The organism is Streptomyces sp. RPA4-2, assembly GCF_012273515.2.
In the GTDB taxonomy this organism is placed as follows: Bacteria; Actinomycetota; Actinomycetes; order Streptomycetales; family Streptomycetaceae; genus Streptomyces; species Streptomyces kaempferi.
Genome location: NZ_CP050975.2, coordinates 3,839,222 through 3,860,917 on the forward strand (window position 1 = coordinate 3,839,222; position 21,696 = coordinate 3,860,917).

Sequence of the window (21,696 nt, forward strand, 5' to 3'; positions counted from 1 at the left end):
AGACAACCGTGGACGCGCAAGGCCGTGGGCGGGCGGACAATATCGATCCCGCAGACCAGTGGGTGCTCAACCCGAACACCGGCGAATACGAACTGCGACTGAATGCTTCCGCACCGCAGTCGGGAGTCCCGAGACCGCGTCGCGGCACCCCCGCGCCGACGGGAGCGGGAGCCAGGCCGGGACAACGCGCGCGTCCGGCGCCGGAGCGGGACACGCCCGCGCCACCCGGCACCGACATCCCGGGGCCGCGCCGACGCCGCGGAGCCCCGCCCGAGCCGCCGCCGGGCCGCCGCCGGACGCGGACGAAGCCCAGGAAGTCGAAGGCGAAGAAGGTCCTGTTGTGGACCGGCGGGTCGATGGCCTTCGTGTTGGTCGCCGTGTCGGCCGCGGGGTACCTCTACATCAAGCACCTCAACGACAACATCACGTCCGTGTCCGACGACGGGGCGAGCACCGGTGGCTTCAACAAGGACCGGGCGATCAACATTCTGGTGATCGGCACCGACAAGCGCACCGGCAAGGGCAACGACGGCTACGGCGACGCGGGGAGTGTCGGGCACGCCGACACCAACATCCTGCTGCACGTCTCCAAGGACCGGTCCAACGCCACCGCGCTGAGCATCCCGCGTGACCTGATCGTCGACGTCCCGGACTGTCCGACGCAGCAGGCCGACGGTACCGACAAGGTCATCCCGGGCACGGACGGCGTCCGCTTCAACACGAGCCTCGGGCAGGACGACCGGACGCCGAGCTGCACCATGCGTACGGTGACCGAGCTGACCGGGATCAAGCCGGACGACTTCATGGTCGCGGACTTCAACGCGGTCAAGACGCTGACCGAGGCAGTCGGTGGTGTCGACGTCTGTCTGGCCAAGGACATCAAGGACCCGGACTCGCACCTGAACCTCTCCAAGGGGACGCACAACATCTCCGGCGAGCAGGCTCTGGCGTTCGTCCGCACCCGCCATGCCGTCGGTTTCGGCGGCGACCTGAGCCGGATCACGCTGCAGCAGCAGTTCCTGAGCGCGCTGATGCGCAAGCTCAAGGGCAACGCCACGCTCTCCAGCCCGACGAAGATGCTGAAACTGGCGGAGGCGGGCACCAAGGCACTGACCGTCGACGACAAGTTGGACAGCATCGGCAAGCTGAAGGACCTGGGGCTGGAGCTGGGCAAGCTCAACCCCAAGAACCTGACGTTCACGACGGTGCCGGTTCTGGACAACCCGGCGGAGAAGATCAAGGCCACGGTCGTCCTCAACGACGGGAAGGCTCCCGCGGTCTTCGACGCCATCAAGAACGACGTGTCCTTCACCGAGGTGAAGAACAAGCAGAAGGCGGCGAAGGACGCCCAGGCCGCCCGCCTCCAGGGCACCAAGTCCGCGGCCTCCGAGGTCCGGGTGCGGATCCTCAACGGTGGGGCCGCCGGCGGCTCCGCTCAGCTGACCCTCGCCTGGCTGCAGAACTCCGAGGGCGTGCAGAAGTCCGAGAACGCGGGCAACGCGCCCGCGGTACTGAGCAAGACCACGCTGGAGTACGCGCCCGACCAGGCGGCTCAGGCACGCAGGCTGGCCGCGATCATGGGGCTGTCGGGATCCGCGCTGAAGCCCGGCAAGAGCGTGACCAACTCCCAGGGGCTGCCCGCGATGACGCTGACCCTGGGCAAGGACTTCAAGGGCGCGGGCGAACCGCTCACCGCCCCGACGAAGGCGCCGGAGGTCGACAAGTCCACGGCGGACAAGGTGAAGTGTGCCTCGTAGGTGACCTGACACGGGTCCGCCCCGCGCCCTCTCGGGCGCGGGGCGGACCCGTGTCAGGCGCGTGCGGACCGCGTCAGGCGGTGGGGCGGACCCGTTCAGGCGGCGGGATCGGGCAGTGCTCGTCGGCGCGCACGCGGGCCGACGAGCCGCGACCTCATGAAGTGGCGGACTCCCGTACGGCGGGACGCCGTGAGGCGATCACCCTTCTGGCCAGCGCTCGCGGGCTGGTCAGGAAGCCGAAGCCCCAGGACATGTGCATGGTGGCGAGGGCCACGGGGATCTGCAGGCGGGCCTTCGCCCGCAGCCCCTTGCCCGCGGGCAGCGAACCCGCGGCTATCGCCGCGAGGTAGCCGCCGGGGATCAGGAAGCCCCAGGGCGTCAGGGCCGCGCCCACCACGACGCCCGCCGCGATCGCGCACACAGCGGTCGGCGGGGCGAGGTAGCGCAGGTTGATGGAGCCCTCGTGGTAGCGGGCGACGACATGGCGCCAGCGTCCGTAGTCCTTGTACTGCTTGGCGAGGGCCCTGACGGAGGGCCGCGGCCGGTACGACACCTTCAGCTCGGGCGAGAACCAGATGAGGCCGCCCGCCTCCCGGATCCGGAAGTTCAGCTCCCAGTCCTGGGCGCGGATGAACTCCTCGTTGTAGCCGCCCTGCCGCTCCAGCGCCTCGCGCCGGAAGACGCCGAGGTACACGGTCTCGGCCGGTCCGGCCTCCCCGCCCGTGTGGAAGGCCGCGTTGCCCACGCCGATCTTCGAGGTCATCGCGGCCGCGACGGCGTGCTCCCAGTCGTTCTCGCCCTCCGCGTGCATGATGCCGCCGACGTTCTGCGCGCCGGTCTCCTCCAGGAGGCGGACGGCGGTGGCGATGTAGTTCGGCGAGAGCATGCCGTGCCCGTCGACGCGGACGACGACGGGGTGCCGGGACGCCTTGATCGCCGCGTTGAGCGCGGCGGGGGTGCGGCCGGTCGGGTTCGGCACGGTGTGCACGCGGGGGTCCTCGGCCACGAGCCGGGCGGCGATCTCGTCCGTACGGTCCGTGGACGGACCGATGGCGATCACCACCTCCATCTCGCCGTCGTACTCCTGCGCCAGGATCGCTTGGACGGCTCCGCGAAGGTGCCTCTCCTCGTTGAGGACGGGCATGATCACGGATACGGCGGGGGGCTGCACGCCAGACTTCTCGCTCATCGGACGTCACGTTACCGCGAATGGGGGACACGGGCGCGCGCCGCCCTGCCTACGGGCCGGGCAGGAGATCGTATCTGCCTACCGTGCTCACGCATCCCCACGCCCAGCCTCGCGGAGGTGTCCCCCTTGCCCACGTCGCCCCGCTCCGCCGCCCCGCCCCACGCTCCCGACCCCGTCCGTCCACGGCGGCCTCCTCTCCAGGGCCGCCCACAGCCGTCCCGTACCCGGCGGCCTCCGGCGCGGCCCCCCGTACGGAGGAAGAGGCCGCGCTGGGCCATGCGGGTCATCACCACGCTGTCGGTGGTGGTCCTCGCGTCGGCGGGCATCGGGCACGCGGTGGTCACCAGCCTCGACGAGGACATCGCCCGGGTCGACCCGTTCAAGGACATGAAGAACCGTCCCGCGGCGGGCCACGGCATGAACGTCCTGCTGGTCGGCACCGACGGCCGCGAGAAGATCACGGAGAGCGAGCGGCGCAAGTACCGCCTGGGCGGCGCCCCCTGTCACTGCACCGACACGATCATGATCGTGCACATCGCGGCGGACAAGGAGCGCGCCAGCGTCGTCAGCCTGCCGCGCGACTCGTACGCCGAGACGCCCGCGCACACCGACCAGACCACCGGCGCGCAGCACGCCCCGCACCCGATCAAGCTCAACGCGGCGTACGCGGAGGGTGGTCCGCAGCTGACCGTGCGCACCGTCGAGAACATGACCCACCTGAAGATCGACCACTACCTGGAGGTCGACTTCACCAGCTTCATGAAGACCGTGGACGTGCTCGGGGGCGTCGACATCTGCACCACGCGGCCTCTGAAGGACTCCTACACGGGACTCGACCTGACGGCCGGCCCGCACGAGCTGAACGGCGGGCAGGCGCTGCAGTACGTGCGCTCCCGGCATGTCGACGGTGCCTCCGACCTCGGCAGGATGCAGCGCCAGCAGCGGTTCCTGGCGGCGCTGATCGGCCGCGCCACCTCCTCCGGAGTGCTGCTGAACCCGCTGAGGTTCCGTGACGTCACCCGGGCCGTGCTCGGCTCGGTCCGCGCGGACAGGGGCTTCGGCACCGACGAGCTGCTGGACCTCGGCCGGGCGATGCGCAACTTCTCCCCTTCCTCCTCCGAGTTCACGACCGTGCCGATCGGGCGGATGGGCTTCGCCGTCAAAGGCATCGGCTCGACGCTGAAGTGGGACGAGCCGAAGGCCGCCCGTCTCTTCGGGTCGCTGCGCGACGACAAGCCGCTCACCCCGCCGCACCGGGCGGCGGTGCGCAGCGCGGTCGCGCGCGTCGAGGTGGCCCCGCAGCAGATCCATGTCCAGGTGGAGAACGCGACCTCCACCGAGGGCCTCGGCAGGCGGGTGGACGGCGCGCTCGCCGCTACCGGGTTCCGTACGACCGGGCAGCCCGCGACCGCGCAGGAGTCGGGCCTGAAGCACACCGTCATCATGTACGACCCGCGCTGGGACCGTTCCGCGCGCTCCCTGGCGGCGGCGCTGCCCGGCAGCGAGCTGCGCGCGGTCGTCCGACAGGGGCCGGTGCTGAAGGTGCTCGCGGGAGCGGACTTCAAGGAGGTCAGACGGGTAGGGGTGGACGCTCCGTCCCCGGGGGAGTCGTCTCCCGTGGTGACCGGCGACGAGGTGCTGTGCCGCTAGGGCGTGTTGCGAAAGTCCCGTCGTCCGCCCGGAGGGCGGGCCTCGCGGCGTCTGGTGCGTGCTCTCGGTGGGCCGGGCGGAAGCCCGCGTACTGGACGTACTCGGGTTTTCGCCCGGTGCGGCGAGAGTGCGTGCCAGGCGTCGCGAGGCAGACGGGACTTTCGCAACGCGCCCTAGGGCGCGTGTACGTGACAGGGCCCCGCCGATGTGCTCGGCGGGGCCCTGTCACGGGTGTGGGGCGTCGGTCCTCAGTTGCCCGAGACCGTCACCTTGTCGTCGTTCTTCAGCTCGTCGACCAGCGCCTTGACCTTGGCCTTGTCCCAGACGAGGTTGCCGCCCGTGGAGCCGGAGATCGGCATGTTCATGGACTTGCCGTCACCGCCGGTGACACCCTTCATCGCCCAGAACATGTCCGCGAGGTCCCACAGGCTCATGTCCTTGTCGACGGTCAGCGAGTCCAGGCCCGCGCCCATCGTCGGGTAGAGGGTGAAGGGGTTCAGGACCGTGGACGGGGTCGCGACCTGGTGGGCCAGGGCGGCCAGGAACTTCTGCTGGTTCTTGGTGCGCTCCAGGTCCGAGGCGGCGAAGGCGTGCCGGGTGCGGACGAAGGCGAGGGCCTGCTCGCCGTTCAGCGTCTGCTTGCCCGCCTTGAAGTCGGCGCCGGAGTACTTGTCCTTGAAGCCCTTGTCGAGGGTCATGTCGACGCCGCCGACCGCGTCCACGATCTTCGCGAAGCCGCCGAAGCCGATCTCCACGTAGTGGTCGATGCGCAGACCGGTGTTGAACTCGACGGTCCGCACGAGGAGCTCGGGGCCGTCCTCCGCGTACGCCGCGTTCAGCTTCACGTGCCGGCCGGTGCCCTGGTACGTCTTGCCGGAGTCGGAGCCCTTGTACGTCGGTATCTCGACGTTCGAGTCGCGGGGCAGCGAGACCAGCGTGGAGCCGTTGTCGCCGGTGTGCAGGATCATCATGGAGTCCGTGCGCTTGCCCTCGGCGGAGCCGGTGTGCAGCTTCTTCTTCTCCTCGGCGGACATACCGGCGCGGCTGTCGGAGCCGACGATCAGGTAGTTCGTGCCCTGGCCCGCGTCGGGCCGGTCGATGACCTTCGACAGATCGACGTCACGGTGCAGCTTGGAGTCCGCCCAGAAGTAGGTGCTGACGGAGACCACGACCAGCAGCGTGACCAGCGTGATCGCGGTCCACTTGATCCGGCGCCGCCAGTTCGGCGCGGGGCGCGGATCCCGGGTGCCGGTGCCACCGGGACCCTGCGGGCCGCCGGGGCCGTTCGGCGATCCGTAGACCTGGCCGGTGTTGTAGCCGGAGTCGTATCCGTTGTCGTAGCCGTCCCCGTACGTCGGCTGCTGGGGCACTCCGCCGTAGGGCGGGGCGCCGGGGCCCGGACCGGGCGACGCCGGACCACGCCGAACCTGCCGCATGACGCGGGCGCTCTCGGGCTGTGCGCCCGCGCTGCCGCGACCGTAACGGTTGCCGCCGTTGTTGCGGCTGTCGTCCCACCCGTCGGGCCAATCGTTCATGCGGACCAGTGTGCAGGGCCGCACCAGGTGCCTAACAAGAGAGGGGGGAGATCTGGGTCACGCCTGTTGCAGAGCTGATGCAAAGCGGACCATGCGCGCACCCCGCATAGGGTGGAGGGCATGACAGACCAGGCGCCCACTCCGGAATCCGATATTCCGGGCAAGCCGACCTCCGCGTCCCGGACCACCCTCAGCCACATCATGACCCACAACGACACCAACCTTCTGGGCACGGTGCACGGTGGCGTGATCATGAAACTCGTGGACGACGCGGCGGGTGCGGTGGCCGGGCGGCACTCCGGTGGGCCCGCGGTGACCGCCTCCATGGACGAGATGGCTTTCCTCGAGCCCGTGCGCGTGGGCGACCTCGTCCATGTGAAGGCCCAGGTCAACTGGACGGGCCGGACGTCGATAGAGGTCGGTGTCCGGGTGCTCGCCGAGCGGTGGAACGAGTCCACGCCACCCCAGCAGGTCGGCTCGGCCTATCTCGTCTTCACCGCGGTCGACGCCGACGGCAAGCCGCGCCGCGTTCCGCCCGTCCTCCCGGAGACCGAGCGGGACGAGCGCCGCTACCAGGAGGCCCAGATCCGCCGCACCCACCGGCTGGCCCGCCGCCGGGCGATCATGGAGCTGCGGGAGAAGCGGATGGCGGACGGGCTGGACGCGTAGGGCCGCGGACGTCAGCCAAGTAGGGCCGCAGGCGTCAGCCACGCAGGACCGCGGGCGTCAGCCACGCAGGACCGCGGGCGTCGGCGGGCACCGGGCATCGCGGTCCCGGGAGTACGAAGGCCACCGGCGGGAGCCGGAGTTGTCGGCGGCTCCGGACCGCCGGAGTACGGGAGCGCCGGAGTACGGGAGCGCCGGAGGTCAGCGGCGCCGTAGGTCAGGGGTACAGGGCGCTGGAGCACCGAGGCCGCGCGCCGGCCCCCGTCCCGGTCCCGAGGCGGGCGCGAGGGCTGCGAGGGGGGTGCGGCGGCCCGGTCGACGGCCCTGGTCGACGGCTTCCCGGGGCCGGATGTCAGGGTGACGGCATGACCCTCTCTCCCGCCTCCCCCCCCACCTCGGGCGGTCGCCCCTTCGACGCGGTGCTGTGCGACGTCGACAACGTGATCCGCGTCTACGACCCGTCCCGCCTGAACGCGCTGGAGCGCGCCGCCGGACTGGCCGAGGGCACCACCATGAAGCTGGCCTTCGCACCGGACACGGTGCTGCCGCTGGTGGTCGGGCGGATCACGCCGGACGAGTGGGCACGGTCGGCCGTGCGGGGTCTGGCCGGGCTGGTGTCCGAGGCGGCGGCCCGGGAGCTGGGCCGGGCGCTCGTCCGGACGCCGTTCCGGGCGGACGCGGCGGTGGTGTCGCTGCTGCGCGGGGCCCGCGCCCACGTGCCCCTGGTCCTCGTCACCAACACCTCGGTGCAGCTGGAGGAGGACCTGGAGGCCCTGGGTCTGACGGATCTCGCCGACCACGTGGTCAGCAGCGCGCGGGTGGGCATCGCCAAGCCCGACCGGCGCATCTACGACATCGCCGTCGAGCGCGCCGGAGTTCCGGCCGAGCGCTGCCTGTTCGTGGACGACACCCTGGAGAACGTGGAGGCGGCGTCCGCACTCGGGATGCGGGCCGTCCACTACCGCGCTCCCGAGGACCTGCGCCGCGCACTGGCCGCCCTGTGACGCCCGGCCGGCACGGGCTCTGACTCCGCTCCACCGGGTCGGCGCCCCAAACCCGCCTGGCCGACGCGCCGTTGACCAGCGGAGCCGGTGCCCGGCGTTCCGTGGTGCCTTGGCCGCCGACGGACGCCCGCGGGTAAAGCGTGCACCAAAGAGCGATCTTTATTCCCCGGAAATGGGCCAATTGACCGGTTGTACGGGAGTGGTATTACTCACCGCCGTCGTTCGACGTTCAACTTGGCCGATAGTGTGAGCGATCCGGCGCGCTTGGCCACGAGTCGCGCGTTGCCCGCGCGCATGACCGGCCGAGGGGCTTGGGGCCGGTACACCGCGTGGCCCCGACGGAGGACAAGACGACCGTGGACACGCAGGGCCGTGGATGGGCGGACAGCATCGACGCGTCGAAGCAGTGGGCGCTGAACACCGGCGACACCCCGGCGTGCGTCCTGGCCGGCGGCGCGAACGCCGTCCGCTTCGGCCCCGCGGACACCGGCATCCTGCCGCATGTCTCCCACCGCACGAGGAAGTCCGACTCGGCACTCGGCCCACCGGACGAACGCGACCGTGACCGCGCCGAGCATCCCCCGGGACCTCGTCGTCGACGTCGCGGGCGCCGGCACCCACAGCGCGGGCCTGCCCGACGGTCGCGCCAGGACGGCCCTCGCGGCGAAGCAGCGGGAGAAGACGGCGGACGCGGCCGGGCTCAAGGGCCCCCGCTCCGCCGCCGATGTCCGGGCCGCGCGCGAACCGGCCGACATCGTGGGGGTTGCGGCACCGGCCCTGAAGCCGGGCAGGAGCGAGAGCGGACCGCGGGGGGTGCCCGCGAACGCGCCGCCCTCGGTGGGGACTTCAGGTGTGGGGGCGCACCGGTCACCGGTCCGACGAAGGCACCGGACCGGCGTTCCACGGTCGGGAGTCAACGAGGTCAGGCGCGTCCGGTGACCTCGAGGGCCGATTCTGCGTCTCACTGAGTGGAGGAGCACGGCGACGCCACGAAAAGTGCCGTGGCCGAGACTTCGCCCGGCCTGTGCCCAGGTTTTCCGAGGCACACGGTCGAGGGGGGAAGGCGACATGGTTGCCCCGGTCCGTACTAGGACGTGTGCCGGGACGCGAAACGAAGCCGCGGTGAGGATGCCGGGGGCGGGGAGGGGCAGGAGAATGACACGAAGCAGCGTGCGCGGAGAAGGGGCTCTGCCGCACACTCGGCGCGGCGACGAACCCGGTGGGGCGGGCGAGGCGCAGGGCACGGACGGCGGACGGCACAAAGAGGGCTCGCGCTCGCCGTCCGGCGACCGCGAGCCGCAGGGCGGCAGCCGCAGGCGCAAGGCGGAGTCGAGACCCCCGCGCCCGAAGCGGCGAATACTGCGCTGGTCGGCGATGACGCTGACGGTGGTGATACTGGGGACCGCCGGGGCGGGTTACCTCTACTACGAGCACCTCAACAGCAACATCAAGAAGGACAAGCTCAACCTCGGTGACGACGCCGCGCCCAAGGCGACCGCGAACGCCGCCGGCCAGAGTCCGCTGAACATCCTGATGATCGGCTCGGACAGCCGGAACACCGCGGAGGACCTCAAGCTCGGCGGGTCCAAGGGTGATGTGGGCCGCCCGCCGCTCGCGGATGTGCAGATGCTGGTGCACGTCTCGGCCGACCGCAGCAACATGTCCGTGGTCAGCCTCCCGCGCGACACCATGATCTCCATCCCCAAGTGCACCGACCCGCACACCCACAAGGTGTACGAGCCGCTCTCCCTGTCCATGGCCAACGAATCGCTGGGCCGCGGCGGCCCCGGCTGCACGGTCGCCACCTGGGAGAAGCTCACCGACATCCACATCGACCACTTCATGATGGTCGACTTCTCCGGGGTCGTGTCGATGGCGGACGCCATCGGCGGGGTCCCGGTCTGCGTACGGAAGAACGTCTACTCGCACACCTCGGACGGGCACGGATCGGGCCTGAAGCTGAAGGCGGGCACCACGCCGGTCAAGGGAAAGCAGGCCTTGCAGTGGCTGCGCACCCGTTACGGCTTCGAGGACGGCACCGACCTCGGCCGTACCCACGCCCAGCACATGTACATGAACTCGATGGTGCGCCAGCTGCGCGAGAACGCGACGCTGAGCAACCCCGACGAGATGCGCAGGCTGGCGGAGACCGCGACGAAGGCGCTGACGGTCGACGAGGGCCTGGGAACGGTCAAGAAGCTGTACGACCTGTCCGAGGACTTCAAGCGGGTGCCCACCAAGGGCATCACGATGACGACGCTGCCCACGGAGCAGTGGTCGCAGGACCACAACCGGCTGGTGCCCCTGCCCGGTGACGCCGACCAGCTCATCTCCATGATCCGTAAGGACACTCCGCTGAACGGCCACGGCACGAAGCCGAAGGCCGAGCAGACCTCGAAGGACCCCGCGGCACCGAACGGCCAGATCGCCGTACAGGTCCGCAACGGCACCGGAGTGAACGGCCAGGCCCCGACGCCCCAGCGGGCCCTGGCGGTCGAACAGGCCCTGCGGGGCAAGGGGTTCACCCAGGCCGTGAAGGACACGGAACTGACCCCCGAGGCCGAGACCACCGTCCTCTACCCCAGCGCCGATCTGGAGGGTGACGCCCAGGCGGTGGCCAAGGCGATGGGGGTGCCGGTGAGTTCGGTGCGCAAGTCGACCGACGTCTCGGGAGTCACGATGATCGTGGGCGCGGACTGGCGTACCGGGAAGACCTATCCGGCATCCGCGCAGCCGACGAAGGCACCCAAGTCCGCCGCCGTGCTGAGCGGTGACAAGGAGGACGCGTGCATGGAGATCCAGCCGGGGTTCACCTGGGGGTGAGCGGGACCCGCTGACCGCGCCGGCGGACAGCGCCCACGCTGAAAGGGGCCGCAGCTCCGTGAAGAGCTGCGGCCCCTTCCGCGTGCCGGCGGTCAGCGCGCGTGGACGATCACTACGCGGCCGTCCGCGTCCGGATCCCACGGCTGACCTGTAAAGACCCTGCTAGGGAAGGTTCCTCGCCATCACGATCCGCTGCACTTGGTTCGTGCCTTCGTAGATCTGGGTGATCTTGGCGTCGCGCATCATGCGCTCGACCGGGTAGTCACGGGTGTAGCCGTAGCCGCCGAGCAGTTGGACGGCGTCCGTGGTGACCTCCATGGCGACGTCGGAGGCGAAGCACTTGGCCGCCGCGCCCTGGAAGGTCAGGTCGCCTTCTCCGCCTCCGGCGGCGACGCGCTCGGACTTGGCCGCCGCCGCGTACGTCAGCTGGCGGGCGGCCTCGATCTTCATGGCCATGTCGGCGAGCATGAACTGGATGCCCTGGAAGTCGGCGATCGGCTTGCCGAACTGCTTGCGCTCGCGGACGTAGCCCTTGGCGTAGTCGAGAGCGCCCTGGGCGATGCCGAGCGCCTGGGCCGCGATCGTGATGCGGGTGTGGTCCAGGGTCTTCATCGCGGTGGCGAAGCCGGTGCCCTCCTCGCCGATCATGCGGTCCGCGGGGATGCGAACGTTGTCGAGGTAGACCTCGCGCGTCGGGCTGCCCTTGATGCCGAGCTTCTTCTCCGGGGCGCCGAAGGAGACGCCCTCGTCCGACTTCTCGACCACGAAGGCCGATATGCCCTTGGAGCGCTTCGTGGGGTCGGTGACGGCCATCACCGTGTAGTACTCGGACTCACCCGCGTTGGTGATCCAGCGCTTCACACCGTTGAGGACGTAGGAGTCGCCGTCGCGGACCGCCTTCGTCTTCATGCCCGCCGCGTCCGAGCCCGCGTCCGGCTCGGAGAGGCAGTACGAGAACATGCCGTCGCCCGCCGCCAGGGGCGCCAGGTACTTCTGCTTCAGGGCCTCGGAACCGGAGAGGATCACCGGGAGCGAGCCGAGCTTGTTCACGGCCGGGATGAGGGAGGAGCTGGCGCACACCCGCGCCACCTCCTCGATCACGATCACGGTGGCGAGCGCGTCGGCGCCGGCACCGCCGTACGTCTCCGGCACGTGCACGGCGTGCAGGTCGGAGGAGACCAGGGCGTCCAGGGCCTCCTGCGGGAAACGGGCCTCCTCGTCGACCACCGCCGCGTACGGCGCGATCTTCGCCTCGGACAGCGAGCGGATCGCGTCCCGGAGCATGTCGTGCTCCTCGGACGGGCGGTACAGGTCGAAATCAGCCGATCCGGCCAAGGTCTCTCACGCTCCAAAGACGCTAATTACCGTTAAGTAACCCAAATTTTAGGGGCCCGCCCACGGGAGGGATACGTGAGCTTGGCGACAGCGGGAAACCTGCCCGACGAGGGGCCCCGTCATGCCCCGACTATGCTCGGGCAGCGCACCCACGGCCGTATACCCCAGGAGCACGCATGGCCCTCAAGATCACCGTGATCGGTACCGGCTATCTCGGCGCCACACACGCCGCGGCCATGGCCGAACTCGGTTTCGAGGTGCTGGGGCTCGATGTCGTCCCCGAGAAGATCGAGATGCTCCAGCGGGGCGAGGTCCCGATGTACGAGCCGGGCCTCGAGGAGCTGCTGCGCAAGCATGTGGCGGGCATCGAGGGGTCCACCGGGCGACTGCGCTTCACCATGGACTGGGCCGAGGTCGGAGAGTTCGGCGACGTCCACTTCGTCTGTGTGAACACCCCGCAGAAGCACGGCGAGTACGCGTGCGACATGTCGTACGTCGACGCGGCCTTCGAGTCGCTCGCCCCGCACCTGAAGGGACCCGCCCTCGTCGTCGGCAAGTCCACCGTGCCCGTGGGGTCCGCGGAACGGCTGGCACGGACGCTCGCCGAACTGTCCCCCGCGGGCGAGGACGCCGAGCTCGCCTGGAACCCGGAGTTCCTGCGCGAGGGTTTCGCCGTACAGGACACGCTGCACCCCGACCGGATCGTGGTGGGCGTGCGCGGCGAGCGGTCCGAGAAACTGCTGCGCGAGGTGTACACGACGCCGGTCGCCGAGGGCTCGCCCTTCGTGGTGACCGACTTCCCGACCGCCGAGCTGGTGAAGACCTCCGCGAACTCCTTCCTCGCGACCAAGATCTCCTTCATCAACGCCATGGCCGAGGTCTGCGAGGCCGCCGGCGGCGATGTCGCCATGCTGGCCGAGGCCATAGGACACGACGACCGCATCGGCAAGAAGTTCCTGCGGGCCGGGATCGGCTTCGGGGGCGGCTGTCTGCCCAAGGACATCCGCGCCTTCATGGCACGCGCCGGTGAGCTGGGCGCCGACCAGGCACTGACCTTCCTGCGCGAGATCGACTCCATCAACATGCGGCGGCGCGGCCAGATGGTCGAGATGGCCCGCGAGGCGCTCGGCGGCGGTTCGTTCCTCGGCAAGCGGGTCGCCGTGCTCGGTGCGACCTTCAAGCCCGACTCCGACGACGTACGGGACTCGCCGGCGCTGAACGTCGCCGGGCAGATCCACCTCCAGGGCGGCCAGGTCACCGTCTACGACCCCAAGGGCATGGCGAACGCCAAGCGGCTCTTCCCGACGCTCGGGTACGCGGACTCGGCCGCCGGGGCCGTCCGCGGCGCCGATGTCGTCCTGCACCTCACCGAGTGGCGCGAGTTCCGTGAGCTGGACCCCGCGGCCCTGGGCGAGGTGGCCACCGCCCGCGTGCTCCTCGACGGGCGCAACGCCCTCGACCCGGAGCTGTGGCGGCGGGCCTACTGGACGTACCGGGCGATGGGACGGCCCACCGCCTGACCCGCCCGCCCGTCCCGGCTTGCGGCCCCTCCTCGGAGGACCACACGCTGTCCCTGACGCCCCTTGTGTGCGATCTGTCCCGTTGCGGCCCGGTCACGTGATGCCACGGCGTTGACCGCAGGCGCCTCTTCGGCGACGCGCCTGTCCGGTCCCGACGACGGAGGGCGGTGACGCACGGGTGACCGACGGATCGCGCCGTTCGCACGGACGGCCGGGTGAGCCCGGCACGGGTCCGGACGCGGGCCGCGGCTCCGGTCGCGGCGGACGGCGGGCGCGGTACGTCGTACGGGGGAGCCGGCCCGTCGGCGGCGTGGGCGCGGTGACCCGGGCGCGTACGGCCGGGACGGCGGCGCGGCGCGGCGGGGACCGCGACAGCGTGACCGCGGACGTGACCAGCGGACTGCGGGTGACCGCCGGGTACGCCTGGCGGCTGCTCGTGCTGGGAGCGGCCGCGTACGCGTGCTTCAAGATCCTGGGACGGCTGCAACTGGTCGCCGTCGCGCTGTTCCTCGCGCTGGTGGTGACCTCGGTGCTGCGTCCGGCGGCCAATCTGCTGGCACGGTGGCTGCCCCGGGGTCTGGCGACCGCGGTGAGCCTGGTCGGGAGCGTGGTGGTCGTGCTCGGGCTGCTGGCCCTGGTCGGCGGTCTGGTCGCGGGGGAATCGGGGCGGCTGGGCGAGGAGTTCGCCGGGGGCGCCGGACGGATCGAACGGTGGCTGGAGGGATCTCCCTTCCACGTCGACCACGCGGCGCTGGCGAACCTTCAGGACAAGGCGACCGCGTACCTCTCACAGCACCGTTCCGCACTGCTCAGCAGCGCGCTCAGCGGCGCCGGGCGGGTGCTGGAGGTGCTGGCCGGCGGCGTGCTCGCGCTGTTCTGCTCGCTGTTCTTCATCCACTCCGGTGAGCGGTTCTGGCACTGGTTCCAGGCGCTGCTGCCCGAGCGCGCGCGGGACCCGTGGGACCGCGCGGGACGGGCGGCCTGGCGGACGTTCGCCGGGTACACCCGGGGCATCATCATCGTGGCCGCCACCAACGCCGTGGTGGTGGGCATCGCGTTGTTCCTGCTGGGCGTGCCGCTGGCGCTGCCGCTGATGCTGCTGGAGTTCTTCGCCGCGTTCGTCCCGCTGGTGGGCTCGCCCGTCGCGCTGGCCGTGGCCACGGTCGTCGCCCTCGCCTCACGGGGTCCGGTGGTCGCCCTCGTGGTGCTCGCCCTGATCGTGGTCGTCGGCCAGCTCGAGGGCCATGTGCTGCACCCGCTGGTACTCAGCTGGGCGGTCCGGCTGCACCCCGTGGTGGTGGCCCTCTCCGTCATCGCCGGCGGCGTCCTGGCCGGGGTGATCGGCGCGGTCGTCGCCGTACCGATGGTCTCGGTCGCGTGGTCCGTGTTCGGCGCGCTGCGCGCCCCGCCCGCCCCGCCCGTACCGGACCCGCACGCCACCGACAAAACACACCCATAGCCGCATCAAGAGCATTCCACGCATCTCGTTTCAAGCCTGGGGTTGAGGGGACCCGACAGACAGAGGCGCACATCGGGCGCCGGCGAGGAGGCTCTGCCCCATGTCAACAGGAACACTTCTGGCCATCATCATTCCTGTCGTGGTGGTGATCGCCCTGATCGCGGTGGTGGCTTCACAGCTCATGCGGCGCCGGAAGCTGCGGGAGCGCTTCGGTCCGGAGTACGAGCGAACGGTGGAGAGCGCCGACAACCGCTCGGCCGCGGAGCGCGACCTCAAGGACCGTGAGAAGCGGCACGACTCCCTGGACATCAGGCCGCTGGACAGCGGCACCAAGGACCGCTACACCCGCGACTGGGCCGGCGTACAGGAAGACTTCGTGGATCACCCGGAGGGCGCCGTGCACGACGCGGACCGCCTGGTGACCTCGCTGATGAACGAACGCGGCTATCCGACCCAGGACTTCGAGCAGCAGCTCAAGGACCTCTCGGTCGAGCACGGCCGCACCCTGGAGCACTACCGGGCCGCCCATGACGTGGACGCGCTCAGCACACAGCACCAGGCGACGACGGAGCAGCTGCGGGGGGCCATGGTGCACTACCGCGCCCTCTTCGACGAGCTGCTCTCCGACGGCGGCCGTCGCCGCCACGCGCGGGCCTGACCGGCCCGGACGGAACGGAGTGAGCGATGCACCGCCAGGACACACGAGGCCATGACACGCCGGACACCGCCACCGAGAGCGGCCTGTCCACCGACGATCTCGCCCGGCCCCACGACCGCGCCACCGAGGACACCTCGGGCCCGCCGCCCGACGCGCCGATGTTCCCCGGCGAGAGCACGGCCACGCCGAGCGACGCCCCGGAGCGCGAGGACGACGCGGGATTCGACGGCACCGGACGCGAGGGCACGGGACGCGCGGACACCGGGCGCGAAGGTGCCAGGGGCGCGGAGGACACCGGGCGCGCGGGCAGCGGGCGCGACACCGGCGGCTCCCGGGACGCCCAGGACGCCGACGACACCCCCCAACTCCTCAGCCCGCAGGACGAGGAGGCGTTCCGCGCCCGCTGGCAGGAGGCGCAGAGCCAGTTCGTCGACGACCCGCGCGACGCCGTGCACACCGCCGACGCCCTCGTCGCGGACGTGATGCAGAGGCTCGCCGCCACCTTCGCCGATCACAAACAGGAACTGGAAGGACAGTGGAACCGGGGTGAGCAGGCGGACACGGAGAACCTGCGCCTGGCACTGCGCCACTACCGCTCGTTCTTCAACCGGCTGCTGGTCACCTGACCCGGCGCGGCGGCACCCGGGCGACGCCGGTCCGGCCGAGGCTCAGTCGGCCGGACCGGCGTCGAACCACATTCTCCACCGTCCCTGGGACCGGCGCGGCCGGTTGGCCCACTTCGTACGGCTCCGTCACCTACTTCGCGCGGTAGCGGCGCATCTTGGCACGCGCCCCGCAGACCGACATCGAGCACCAGCGGCCGCGGCCGGCCGGGGAGCGGTCGTAGTACGCCCAGTGGCAGGTCGACGCCTCGCAGGCCTTCAGCCGGGCCCAGGTGCCGTCGACGAGTGACTCCGCGATGGCGGCGGCGACGCGGGAGGTGAGGGACCCGTTCACGGCGGGCGACGGGGTGGCGGGGGCCGAAAGGGCGGCCGATACCGAAAGGACGGCGGGGGCGGCCGGAGCGAAGCCCGCGCCGCCGTCCCGTCCGTCGACCGTGAGGTACAGGGGCGCGCCGGCCAGCAGTTCGCCGAGCGGCGTGACGGGCCGGTGCGGTGGATGGTCCGCGTGCGCCAGGCACACCGCGCGCAGCGACTCACGCAGTTCGCGTGCCGCCTCGGTGCCGCCCGCCACGAGGCCGAACGCGGCCCGGCCCTCGGCGGTGTCCAGCCGGTCCGCGCCCGATTCGAGGTCGAGGGTGTTCACCAGGGACTGGATCAGGGCCAGTCCTCCAGGTGCGGGTGCACGGTCGTTCATGGTTGCGACGTTACCTCCAATGCGGGAGCATGCAGTAACGCTGTTACCTCATGCAGGGGTATACAGGTAACCCATTCTCTCGTAGGAGGAGTCATGGCTCTCGCCAAGCTCGGCGTCGTCGTCCTGGACTGTCCCGACCCGCGCGCGCTGGCCGAGTTCTACGCCGAGGTGCTGGGCGGCACCGTGGAATCCGAGGAAGGAAACGCGGGAGACGCAGGAGACGCAGAGGACGCGAACTGGGTGGATCTGGTGGTGCCCGGCGGACGGTCGCTGGCGTTCCAGGCCGCTCCCGGGTACGTAGCGCCGCGGTGGCCGGCGCCCGAGGGCTCGCAGCAGTTCCATCTGGACCTGACCGTCGACGACCTGGACGCGGCCGAGAAGGGCGTGCTCGCGCTCGGCGCGCGGCCGCTGGACGCGGAGGACCGCTCACGGGGCTGGCGGGTCTACGCCGACCCCGCGGGGCACCCGTTCTGCCTCTGCGCCTGCTGACCGGGGCGGGCCCGGGTCCGGGTCCGGCCCCAAGTCCCGGTCCGGGCCGCCGGATCAGCCGTCCAGTTCGGCGATCCTGGCCGTGGACGGCTCGCGGCGCTGCTGGGCCGCCCGCGCCGTGAAGTCCGCACTGCGCACGATGCGCTGGACGTTCCCCCAGGTCAGCAGGGCGAGATCGGCCTCGGACCAGCCGCGGGCCAGGAGTTCGGCGATCAGGTTCGGGTAGCAGGACGCGTCGGCGAGGTCCTGTGGATGCGCGGCCCCGGAGTCGTACGTCCCCGAGACGCCGACGCACTCCGGGCCCGCGACGGCCCGGACATGGTCGAGGTGGTCGGCGACGTCCCGGACGGTCGGGCCCGCCTGCTCGGCGGTGAGCGGAACCATGCACACCCCCTTGGCCGCGCCCAGTCCGGCAAGGACGTCGTCGGAGAGGTTCGCCGGGTGGGGACGGAGCGCGCGGGCCGCCGAACGGGTGAACAGGACCGGGGCCTTGGAGGCCGCCAGGGTACGGGCGATGGTGGCGTCCGAGGTCCCGGAGAGGTCGGCGATCACGCCCAGCCGGTTCATCTCGCGCAGCACCTCCTCCCCGAACCTGGTCAGGCCCGCCTGACTCGCCCAGGAGGCGCCCGCGAGGGTGAGGACCCGCAGGCCGAGGGTGCGCAGGGCCCGCAGGATGCCGAGCGAGTCGCCGAGCGCGGCGGCACCGGCCGGGCCCAGCAGCACGGCCACCCGGCGGCAGAGCCGGGCGTCGTTGACCTCGGAGGCGGTGTGCGCCATCCGCAGCCCCTCGGGGTGGGCCTGGACCACGGTGCGCACCAGATCCAGCTGTTCCAGGGTGGCGCCGACGGCCCGGTCCCCGGCCAGTCCCTCGGGCAGGTGCAGCGACCAGAACAGCGCGCCGACATGCCCCTCGCGCAGCCGCGGCACATCCGTGTCCACGGCGCTCTCGCCCACCTCCAGGTCGTACCAGGGCAGGTGTCGCAGCGCCCAGGGCAGTCCGCTGTAGCCGTCGGCGACGGGATGACCGGCGAGGAAGCTGCGCGCCCGCTCCAGGGGATCGGCGTCCGGGGCGTTGTCCCGCGCCGCGGCCGGCGCGGACTCCTGGACGTCCAGGTCCGCCGTCCCGGACTCCGGCCCGGCCTCCGCCCAGGCAGCGGGCCGGTCGAGCTCCGCCACCTCGGGGGTGGGGTGCAGTTCTTCCTGCAGGTCTGCCATGACGTGGCTCCGTTGCGTGGACGGTGATCGCAGTACCGTCACCGTCGCACGGGGCCCGGGGGAGCTTCCTGGTGGACGGGGCGTTCGGGGGTACGGCCCGTCCACCGGGAAGCGGCCGGAGCGGTCAGCCGTCCAGCTGTCGGAGCGTCGCGTTCGACGGGCCGCGTGTCGCCCGCAGGCCGCGGGCCACGTCCTCGGCCGCGCCCAGCACCCGTACCGCGTTCTGCCAGGTCAGCTTGGCGAGGTCGGCGCGGGACCAGCCACGGGCGAACAGCTCCGCGATCAGGTTCGGATAGCCGGAGACGTCGTCGAGGCCCTCGGGCGTGAACGCCGTGCCGTCGTAGTCGCCGCCGATGCCGAGGTGGTCGACGCCCGCGACCTCGCGCATGTGGTCGAGATGGTCCGCCACCGTCGACACCGTGGCGACGGGCCGCGGGTTGGTCTCCTCGAAGGCACGGTGGACCTTCATTCCCTCGGGGGTGGTGTCGAGGTGGTGGAGGCCGTGCGCGCGCATGTTCTCGTCGGCCGCGGCCGTCCAGTCGACCGCGGCCTGCAGGACGAACTTCGGTACGAACGTCACCATCGCCACTCCCCCGTTGGCGGGCAGCCGCTCCAGGACGTCGTCCGGGATGTTGCGCGGGTGGTCGCAGACCGCGCGCGAGGAGGAGTGCGAGAAGATCACCGGGGCGGCGGAGGTGTCCAGCGCGTCCCGCATGGTCGTCGCCGCGACGTGCGAGAGGTCGACCAGCATGCCCTCGCGGTTCATCTCCCGGACGACCTCGCGGCCGAAGGCCGACAGACCGCCGACGGCCGGGGCGTCCGTGGCCGAGTCCGCCCACGCGGTGTTGTCGTTGTGGGTGAGCGTCATGTAGCGCACGCCCAGCGCGTACAACCCCCGCAGCGCGCCGAGGGAGTTGTCGATGGAGTGACCGCCCTCCGCGCCCATGAGCGAGGCGATCCGGCCCTCCGCCCGCGCCGCCGTCATGTCCGCCGCCGTCAGCGCGGCGCGCAGGTCGGCCGGGTGACGGTCGATCAACTGCCGTACGCAGTCGATCTGTTCGAGTGTCATGGTGAGCGGGTCGGGCAGGTCCGAGCGGACGTACACCGACCAGTACTGCGCGCCGACGCCGCCGGCGCGCAGGCGTGCCAGGTCGGTGTGCAGATGGGCGCTCTGGTCGGCGGCGATGTCACGGGCGCCGAGGTCGTAGCGGACCTGCTCGCGCAGTGCCCAGGGGAGGTCGTTGTGACCGTCGACCACGGGGAACTCCCGCAGGAGGTCCCGGGCTTCGTCGAGGGGTGCCATCCGCGTCACTTCCCGAAGCCGAAGCCGCCGGCCATGCCCTCGACCTTGGCCCGCAGCCGCTTGCCCTTCTCGGTGGCCTGGTCGTTCAGCTCCTGCTGGAAGTCCCGCATACGGGTGAGGAGTTCCTCGTCGTGCGCGGCGAGCATCCGGACCGCCAGCAGGCCCGCGTTGCGGGCGCCGCCGACGGAGACGGTCGCGACGGGGACGCCGGCCGGCATCTGCACGATCGACAGCAGCGAGTCCATGCCGTCGAGGTACTTCAGCGGGACCGGTACGCCGATGACGGGCAGCGGGGTGACCGAGGCGAGCATGCCGGGCAGATGGGCGGCGCCGCCGGCACCCGCGATGATCGCCTTGAGCCCGCGCCCCGCGGCCTGCTCTCCGTACGCGATCATCTCGTGCGGCATGCGGTGCGCGGAGACGACGTCGACCTCGTAGGGGATCTCGAACTCGTGGAGGGCCTGGGCGGCGGCCTCCATGACGGGCCAGTCGGAGTCCGACCCCATGACGATGCCTACAACTGGGCTCATTCTGTGATCGTGCCTCTCAGGTAACCGGCTGCGTGGCGGGCGCGATCGAGGACGTCGTCCAGGTCGTCGCCGTAGGTGTTGACGTGACCGACCTTGCGGCCGGGCTTCACGTCCTTGCCGTACATGTGGATCTTCAGCTGGGGGTCGCGGGCCATGCAGTGCAGGTACGCGGAGTACATGTCCGGGTAGTCGCCGCCGAGGACGTTGACCATGACCGTCCACCTGGCGCGCGGGCGCGGGTCGCCGAGGGGGAGGTCGAGGACCGCGCGGACGTGGTTGGCGAACTGGGAGGTGATCGCGCCGTCCTGGCTCCAGTGGCCCGAGTTGTGCGGGCGCATGGCCAGTTCGTTGACGAGGATGCCGGGCGTCCCGTCGGGCTCGCGGATCTCGAACAGTTCGACGGCCAGATGGCCCACGACGCCGAGTTCCTTCGCGATGCGCAGGGCGAGTTCCTCGGCCCTCAGGGCCAGCTCGTCCGGGATCCCGGGCGCGGGCGCGATCACCGTGTCGCAGACGCCGCCGACCTGCTGGGACTCGACGACCGGGTACGCGACCGCCTGGCCGTGCGGTGAGCGGACGACGTTCGCCGCCAGTTCCCGTACGAAGTCGACCTTCTCCTCGGCCAGCACGGGGACGCCGGCGCGGAAGGGCTCGGCCGCCTCCTCCAGGGAGCGTACGAACCAGACCCCCTTGCCGTCGTAGCCGCCGCGGACGGTCTTCAGGATCACCGGAAAACCGTCGCCCTCGGCGCCGGGCGCGAGGCCCTCGGCCGCGAAGGCGGCGACGTCGGCGACGTCGCTCACGATCCGGTGCCGTGGGCAGGGCACGCCGAGCGCGTCGAGCTTGGCGCGCATCACACCCTTGTCCTGGGCGTGCACGAGCGCGTCGGGGCCCGGACGGACGGGAATGCCGTCCGCCTCCAGGGCACGCAGATGCTCGCTGGGCACATGTTCGTGATCGAAGGTGATCACATCGCAGCCCCGCGCGAAGTCACGCAGCGTGTCGAGGTCGCGGTAGTCGCCGATGACGACATCGCCGACCACTTGCGCCGCGGAATCCTGAGGGGTGTCACTGAGGAGCTTGAACCTGATGCCGAGCGGGATGCCCGCCTCGTGTGTCATACGAGCGAGCTGACCCCCGCCGACCATGCCGACTACCGGGAACGTCACGCTCCAAGAGTATCGGCCACACCGAGGCGACCGGATTCCGCTCTCCGCGCGCCCGCCCCCGCCCGCCCCGCGGCCCG

The 21,696-nt window shown here is 71.2% G+C and carries 19 protein-coding genes; 11 read left to right on the forward strand and 8 right to left on the reverse strand.

Annotated elements, in window-relative coordinates; translation table 11 throughout:
• Positions 1-8 precede the first annotated feature (8 nt).
• A complete protein-coding gene (locus HEP85_RS16630) occupies positions 9-1,757 on the forward strand; it encodes an LCP family protein (RefSeq protein ID WP_168528441.1) in 1,749 nt (582 codons plus the stop codon).
• A gap of 154 nt (positions 1,758-1,911) precedes the next feature.
• Here the strand turns inward: HEP85_RS16630 and HEP85_RS16635 are convergent, their stop codons facing one another.
• Complete coding sequence (locus HEP85_RS16635) at positions 1,912-2,946, reverse strand: glycosyltransferase family 2 protein (RefSeq protein ID WP_168528442.1); 1,035 nt, start codon at positions 2,944-2,946, stop codon at positions 1,912-1,914.
• A gap of 72 nt (positions 2,947-3,018) precedes the next feature.
• On the opposite strand from HEP85_RS16635, the gene HEP85_RS16640 reads away from it, so the two are divergent.
• The gene (locus tag HEP85_RS16640) at positions 3,019-4,596 is read left to right on the forward strand and encodes an LCP family protein (protein WP_211118226.1); all 1,578 of its coding nucleotides are present in this window, start codon (positions 3,019-3,021) and stop codon (positions 4,594-4,596) included.
• Positions 4,597-4,844: 248 nt separating this feature from the next.
• Here HEP85_RS16640 and HEP85_RS16645 read toward each other — a convergent pair whose 3' ends face one another.
• Positions 4,845-6,131, reverse strand: a complete 1,287-nt coding sequence (locus tag HEP85_RS16645) for an LCP family protein (RefSeq protein ID WP_168528444.1) — start codon at positions 6,129-6,131, stop codon at positions 4,845-4,847.
• Between the two features lie 120 nt (positions 6,132-6,251).
• Here HEP85_RS16645 and HEP85_RS16650 point away from each other — a divergent pair, with 120 nt between their 5' ends.
• The 4 genes from HEP85_RS16650 (at position 6,252) to HEP85_RS16665 (ending at position 10,624) form a co-directional block, all read left to right on the forward strand.
• Positions 6,252-6,800 (forward strand): acyl-CoA thioesterase, encoded by a 549-nt coding sequence (locus HEP85_RS16650; RefSeq protein ID WP_168528445.1) that lies wholly within the window; start codon positions 6,252-6,254, stop codon positions 6,798-6,800.
• Between the two features lie 362 nt (positions 6,801-7,162).
• Positions 7,163-7,801 (forward strand): HAD family phosphatase, encoded by a 639-nt coding sequence (locus HEP85_RS16655; protein ID WP_168528446.1) that lies wholly within the window; start codon positions 7,163-7,165, stop codon positions 7,799-7,801.
• Between the two features lie 561 nt (positions 7,802-8,362).
• Entirely contained in the window at positions 8,363-8,740 is a 378-nt protein-coding gene (locus HEP85_RS16660) for a hypothetical protein (protein ID WP_168528447.1), read from the forward strand.
• A 216-nt stretch (positions 8,741-8,956) separates the two neighbouring features.
• Positions 8,957-10,624 (forward strand): LCP family protein, encoded by a 1,668-nt coding sequence (locus HEP85_RS16665; RefSeq protein WP_168528448.1) that lies wholly within the window; start codon positions 8,957-8,959, stop codon positions 10,622-10,624.
• Positions 10,625-10,786: 162 nt separating this feature from the next.
• Here HEP85_RS16665 and HEP85_RS16670 read toward each other — a convergent pair whose 3' ends face one another.
• A complete protein-coding gene (locus HEP85_RS16670) occupies positions 10,787-11,959 on the reverse strand; it encodes an acyl-CoA dehydrogenase family protein (RefSeq protein ID WP_168528449.1) in 1,173 nt (390 codons plus the stop codon).
• 176 nt (positions 11,960-12,135) lie between these two features.
• On the opposite strand from HEP85_RS16670, the gene HEP85_RS16675 reads away from it, so the two are divergent.
• The 4 genes from HEP85_RS16675 (at position 12,136) to HEP85_RS16690 (ending at position 16,222) form a co-directional block, all read left to right on the forward strand.
• Entirely contained in the window at positions 12,136-13,479 is a 1,344-nt protein-coding gene (locus HEP85_RS16675) for a UDP-glucose/GDP-mannose dehydrogenase family protein (protein WP_369657740.1), read from the forward strand.
• A gap of 178 nt (positions 13,480-13,657) precedes the next feature.
• Positions 13,658-14,938 carry an AI-2E family transporter gene (locus tag HEP85_RS16680; protein ID WP_356015692.1) on the forward strand — a complete coding sequence of 427 codons (1,281 nt, stop codon included), beginning with the start codon at positions 13,658-13,660 and terminating at the stop codon, positions 14,936-14,938.
• Positions 14,939-15,038: 100 nt separating this feature from the next.
• On the forward strand, positions 15,039-15,596 hold the full coding sequence (locus HEP85_RS16685; protein WP_168528451.1) for a hypothetical protein: 558 nt from the start codon (positions 15,039-15,041) through the stop codon (positions 15,594-15,596).
• Between the two features lie 26 nt (positions 15,597-15,622).
• Entirely contained in the window at positions 15,623-16,222 is a 600-nt protein-coding gene (locus HEP85_RS16690) for a hypothetical protein (RefSeq protein WP_168528452.1), read from the forward strand.
• A 130-nt stretch (positions 16,223-16,352) separates the two neighbouring features.
• On the opposite strand, the gene HEP85_RS16695 is transcribed toward HEP85_RS16690, so the two are convergent.
• A complete protein-coding gene (locus HEP85_RS16695; RefSeq protein WP_168528453.1) occupies positions 16,353-16,913 on the reverse strand; it encodes a CGNR zinc finger domain-containing protein in 561 nt (186 codons plus the stop codon).
• 93 nt (positions 16,914-17,006) lie between these two features.
• Between HEP85_RS16695 and HEP85_RS16700 the strand changes: the two genes are divergently transcribed.
• Positions 17,007-17,402: a VOC family protein gene (locus HEP85_RS16700; protein WP_168528454.1), complete on the forward strand. Its 396-nt coding sequence runs from the start codon at positions 17,007-17,009 to the stop codon at positions 17,400-17,402.
• Between the two features lie 54 nt (positions 17,403-17,456).
• Here the strand turns inward: HEP85_RS16700 and HEP85_RS16705 are convergent, their stop codons facing one another.
• From HEP85_RS16705 to HEP85_RS16720, 4 genes are all read right to left on the reverse strand, one after another.
• Positions 17,457-18,617 carry a dipeptidase gene (locus tag HEP85_RS16705; RefSeq protein ID WP_168528455.1) on the reverse strand — a complete coding sequence of 387 codons (1,161 nt, stop codon included), beginning with the start codon at positions 18,615-18,617 and terminating at the stop codon, positions 17,457-17,459.
• A 124-nt stretch (positions 18,618-18,741) separates the two neighbouring features.
• Positions 18,742-19,920, reverse strand: coding sequence for a dipeptidase (locus HEP85_RS16710; RefSeq protein ID WP_168528456.1), 1,179 nt, complete (start codon positions 19,918-19,920; stop codon positions 18,742-18,744).
• Positions 19,921-19,925: 5 nt separating this feature from the next.
• Complete coding sequence (purE, locus tag HEP85_RS16715; protein ID WP_329288187.1) at positions 19,926-20,450, reverse strand: 5-(carboxyamino)imidazole ribonucleotide mutase; 525 nt, start codon at positions 20,448-20,450, stop codon at positions 19,926-19,928.
• Complete coding sequence (locus tag HEP85_RS16720) at positions 20,447-21,619, reverse strand: 5-(carboxyamino)imidazole ribonucleotide synthase (RefSeq protein WP_211117997.1); 1,173 nt, start codon at positions 21,617-21,619, stop codon at positions 20,447-20,449. The genes purE and HEP85_RS16720 overlap by 4 nt, the downstream gene beginning before the upstream one ends.
• Between the last annotated feature and the right edge of the window lie 77 nt (positions 21,620-21,696).

Excerpts from the sequence above, each read along its gene's own strand:
- HEP85_RS16655 (WP_168528446.1), top strand. The coding sequence starts at position 7,163 with ATGACCCTCTCTCCCGCCTCCCCCCCCACCTCGGGCGGTCGCCCCTTC.
- HEP85_RS16665 (WP_168528448.1), top strand. The coding sequence starts at position 8,957 with ATGACACGAAGCAGCGTGCGCGGAGAAGGGGCTCTGCCGCACACTCGG.
- HEP85_RS16705 (WP_168528455.1), bottom strand. The coding sequence starts at position 18,617 with ATGGCAGACCTGCAGGAAGAACTGCACCCCACCCCCGAGGTGGCGGAG.
- HEP85_RS16695 (WP_168528453.1), bottom strand. The coding sequence starts at position 16,913 with ATGAACGACCGTGCACCCGCACCTGGAGGACTGGCCCTGATCCAGTCC.
- HEP85_RS16710 (WP_168528456.1), bottom strand. The coding sequence starts at position 19,920 with ATGGCACCCCTCGACGAAGCCCGGGACCTCCTGCGGGAGTTCCCCGTG.
- HEP85_RS16645 (WP_168528444.1), bottom strand. The coding sequence starts at position 6,131 with ATGAACGATTGGCCCGACGGGTGGGACGACAGCCGCAACAACGGCGGC.
- purE (WP_329288187.1), bottom strand. The coding sequence starts at position 20,450 with ATGAGCCCAGTTGTAGGCATCGTCATGGGGTCGGACTCCGACTGGCCC.
- HEP85_RS16690 (WP_168528452.1), top strand. The coding sequence starts at position 15,623 with ATGCACCGCCAGGACACACGAGGCCATGACACGCCGGACACCGCCACC.
- HEP85_RS16650 (WP_168528445.1), top strand. The coding sequence starts at position 6,252 with ATGACAGACCAGGCGCCCACTCCGGAATCCGATATTCCGGGCAAGCCG.
- HEP85_RS16635 (WP_168528442.1), bottom strand. The coding sequence starts at position 2,946 with ATGAGCGAGAAGTCTGGCGTGCAGCCCCCCGCCGTATCCGTGATCATG.
- HEP85_RS16685 (WP_168528451.1), top strand. The coding sequence starts at position 15,039 with ATGTCAACAGGAACACTTCTGGCCATCATCATTCCTGTCGTGGTGGTG.
- HEP85_RS16675 (WP_369657740.1), top strand. The coding sequence starts at position 12,136 with ATGGCCCTCAAGATCACCGTGATCGGTACCGGCTATCTCGGCGCCACA.
- HEP85_RS16700 (WP_168528454.1), top strand. The coding sequence starts at position 17,007 with ATGGCTCTCGCCAAGCTCGGCGTCGTCGTCCTGGACTGTCCCGACCCG.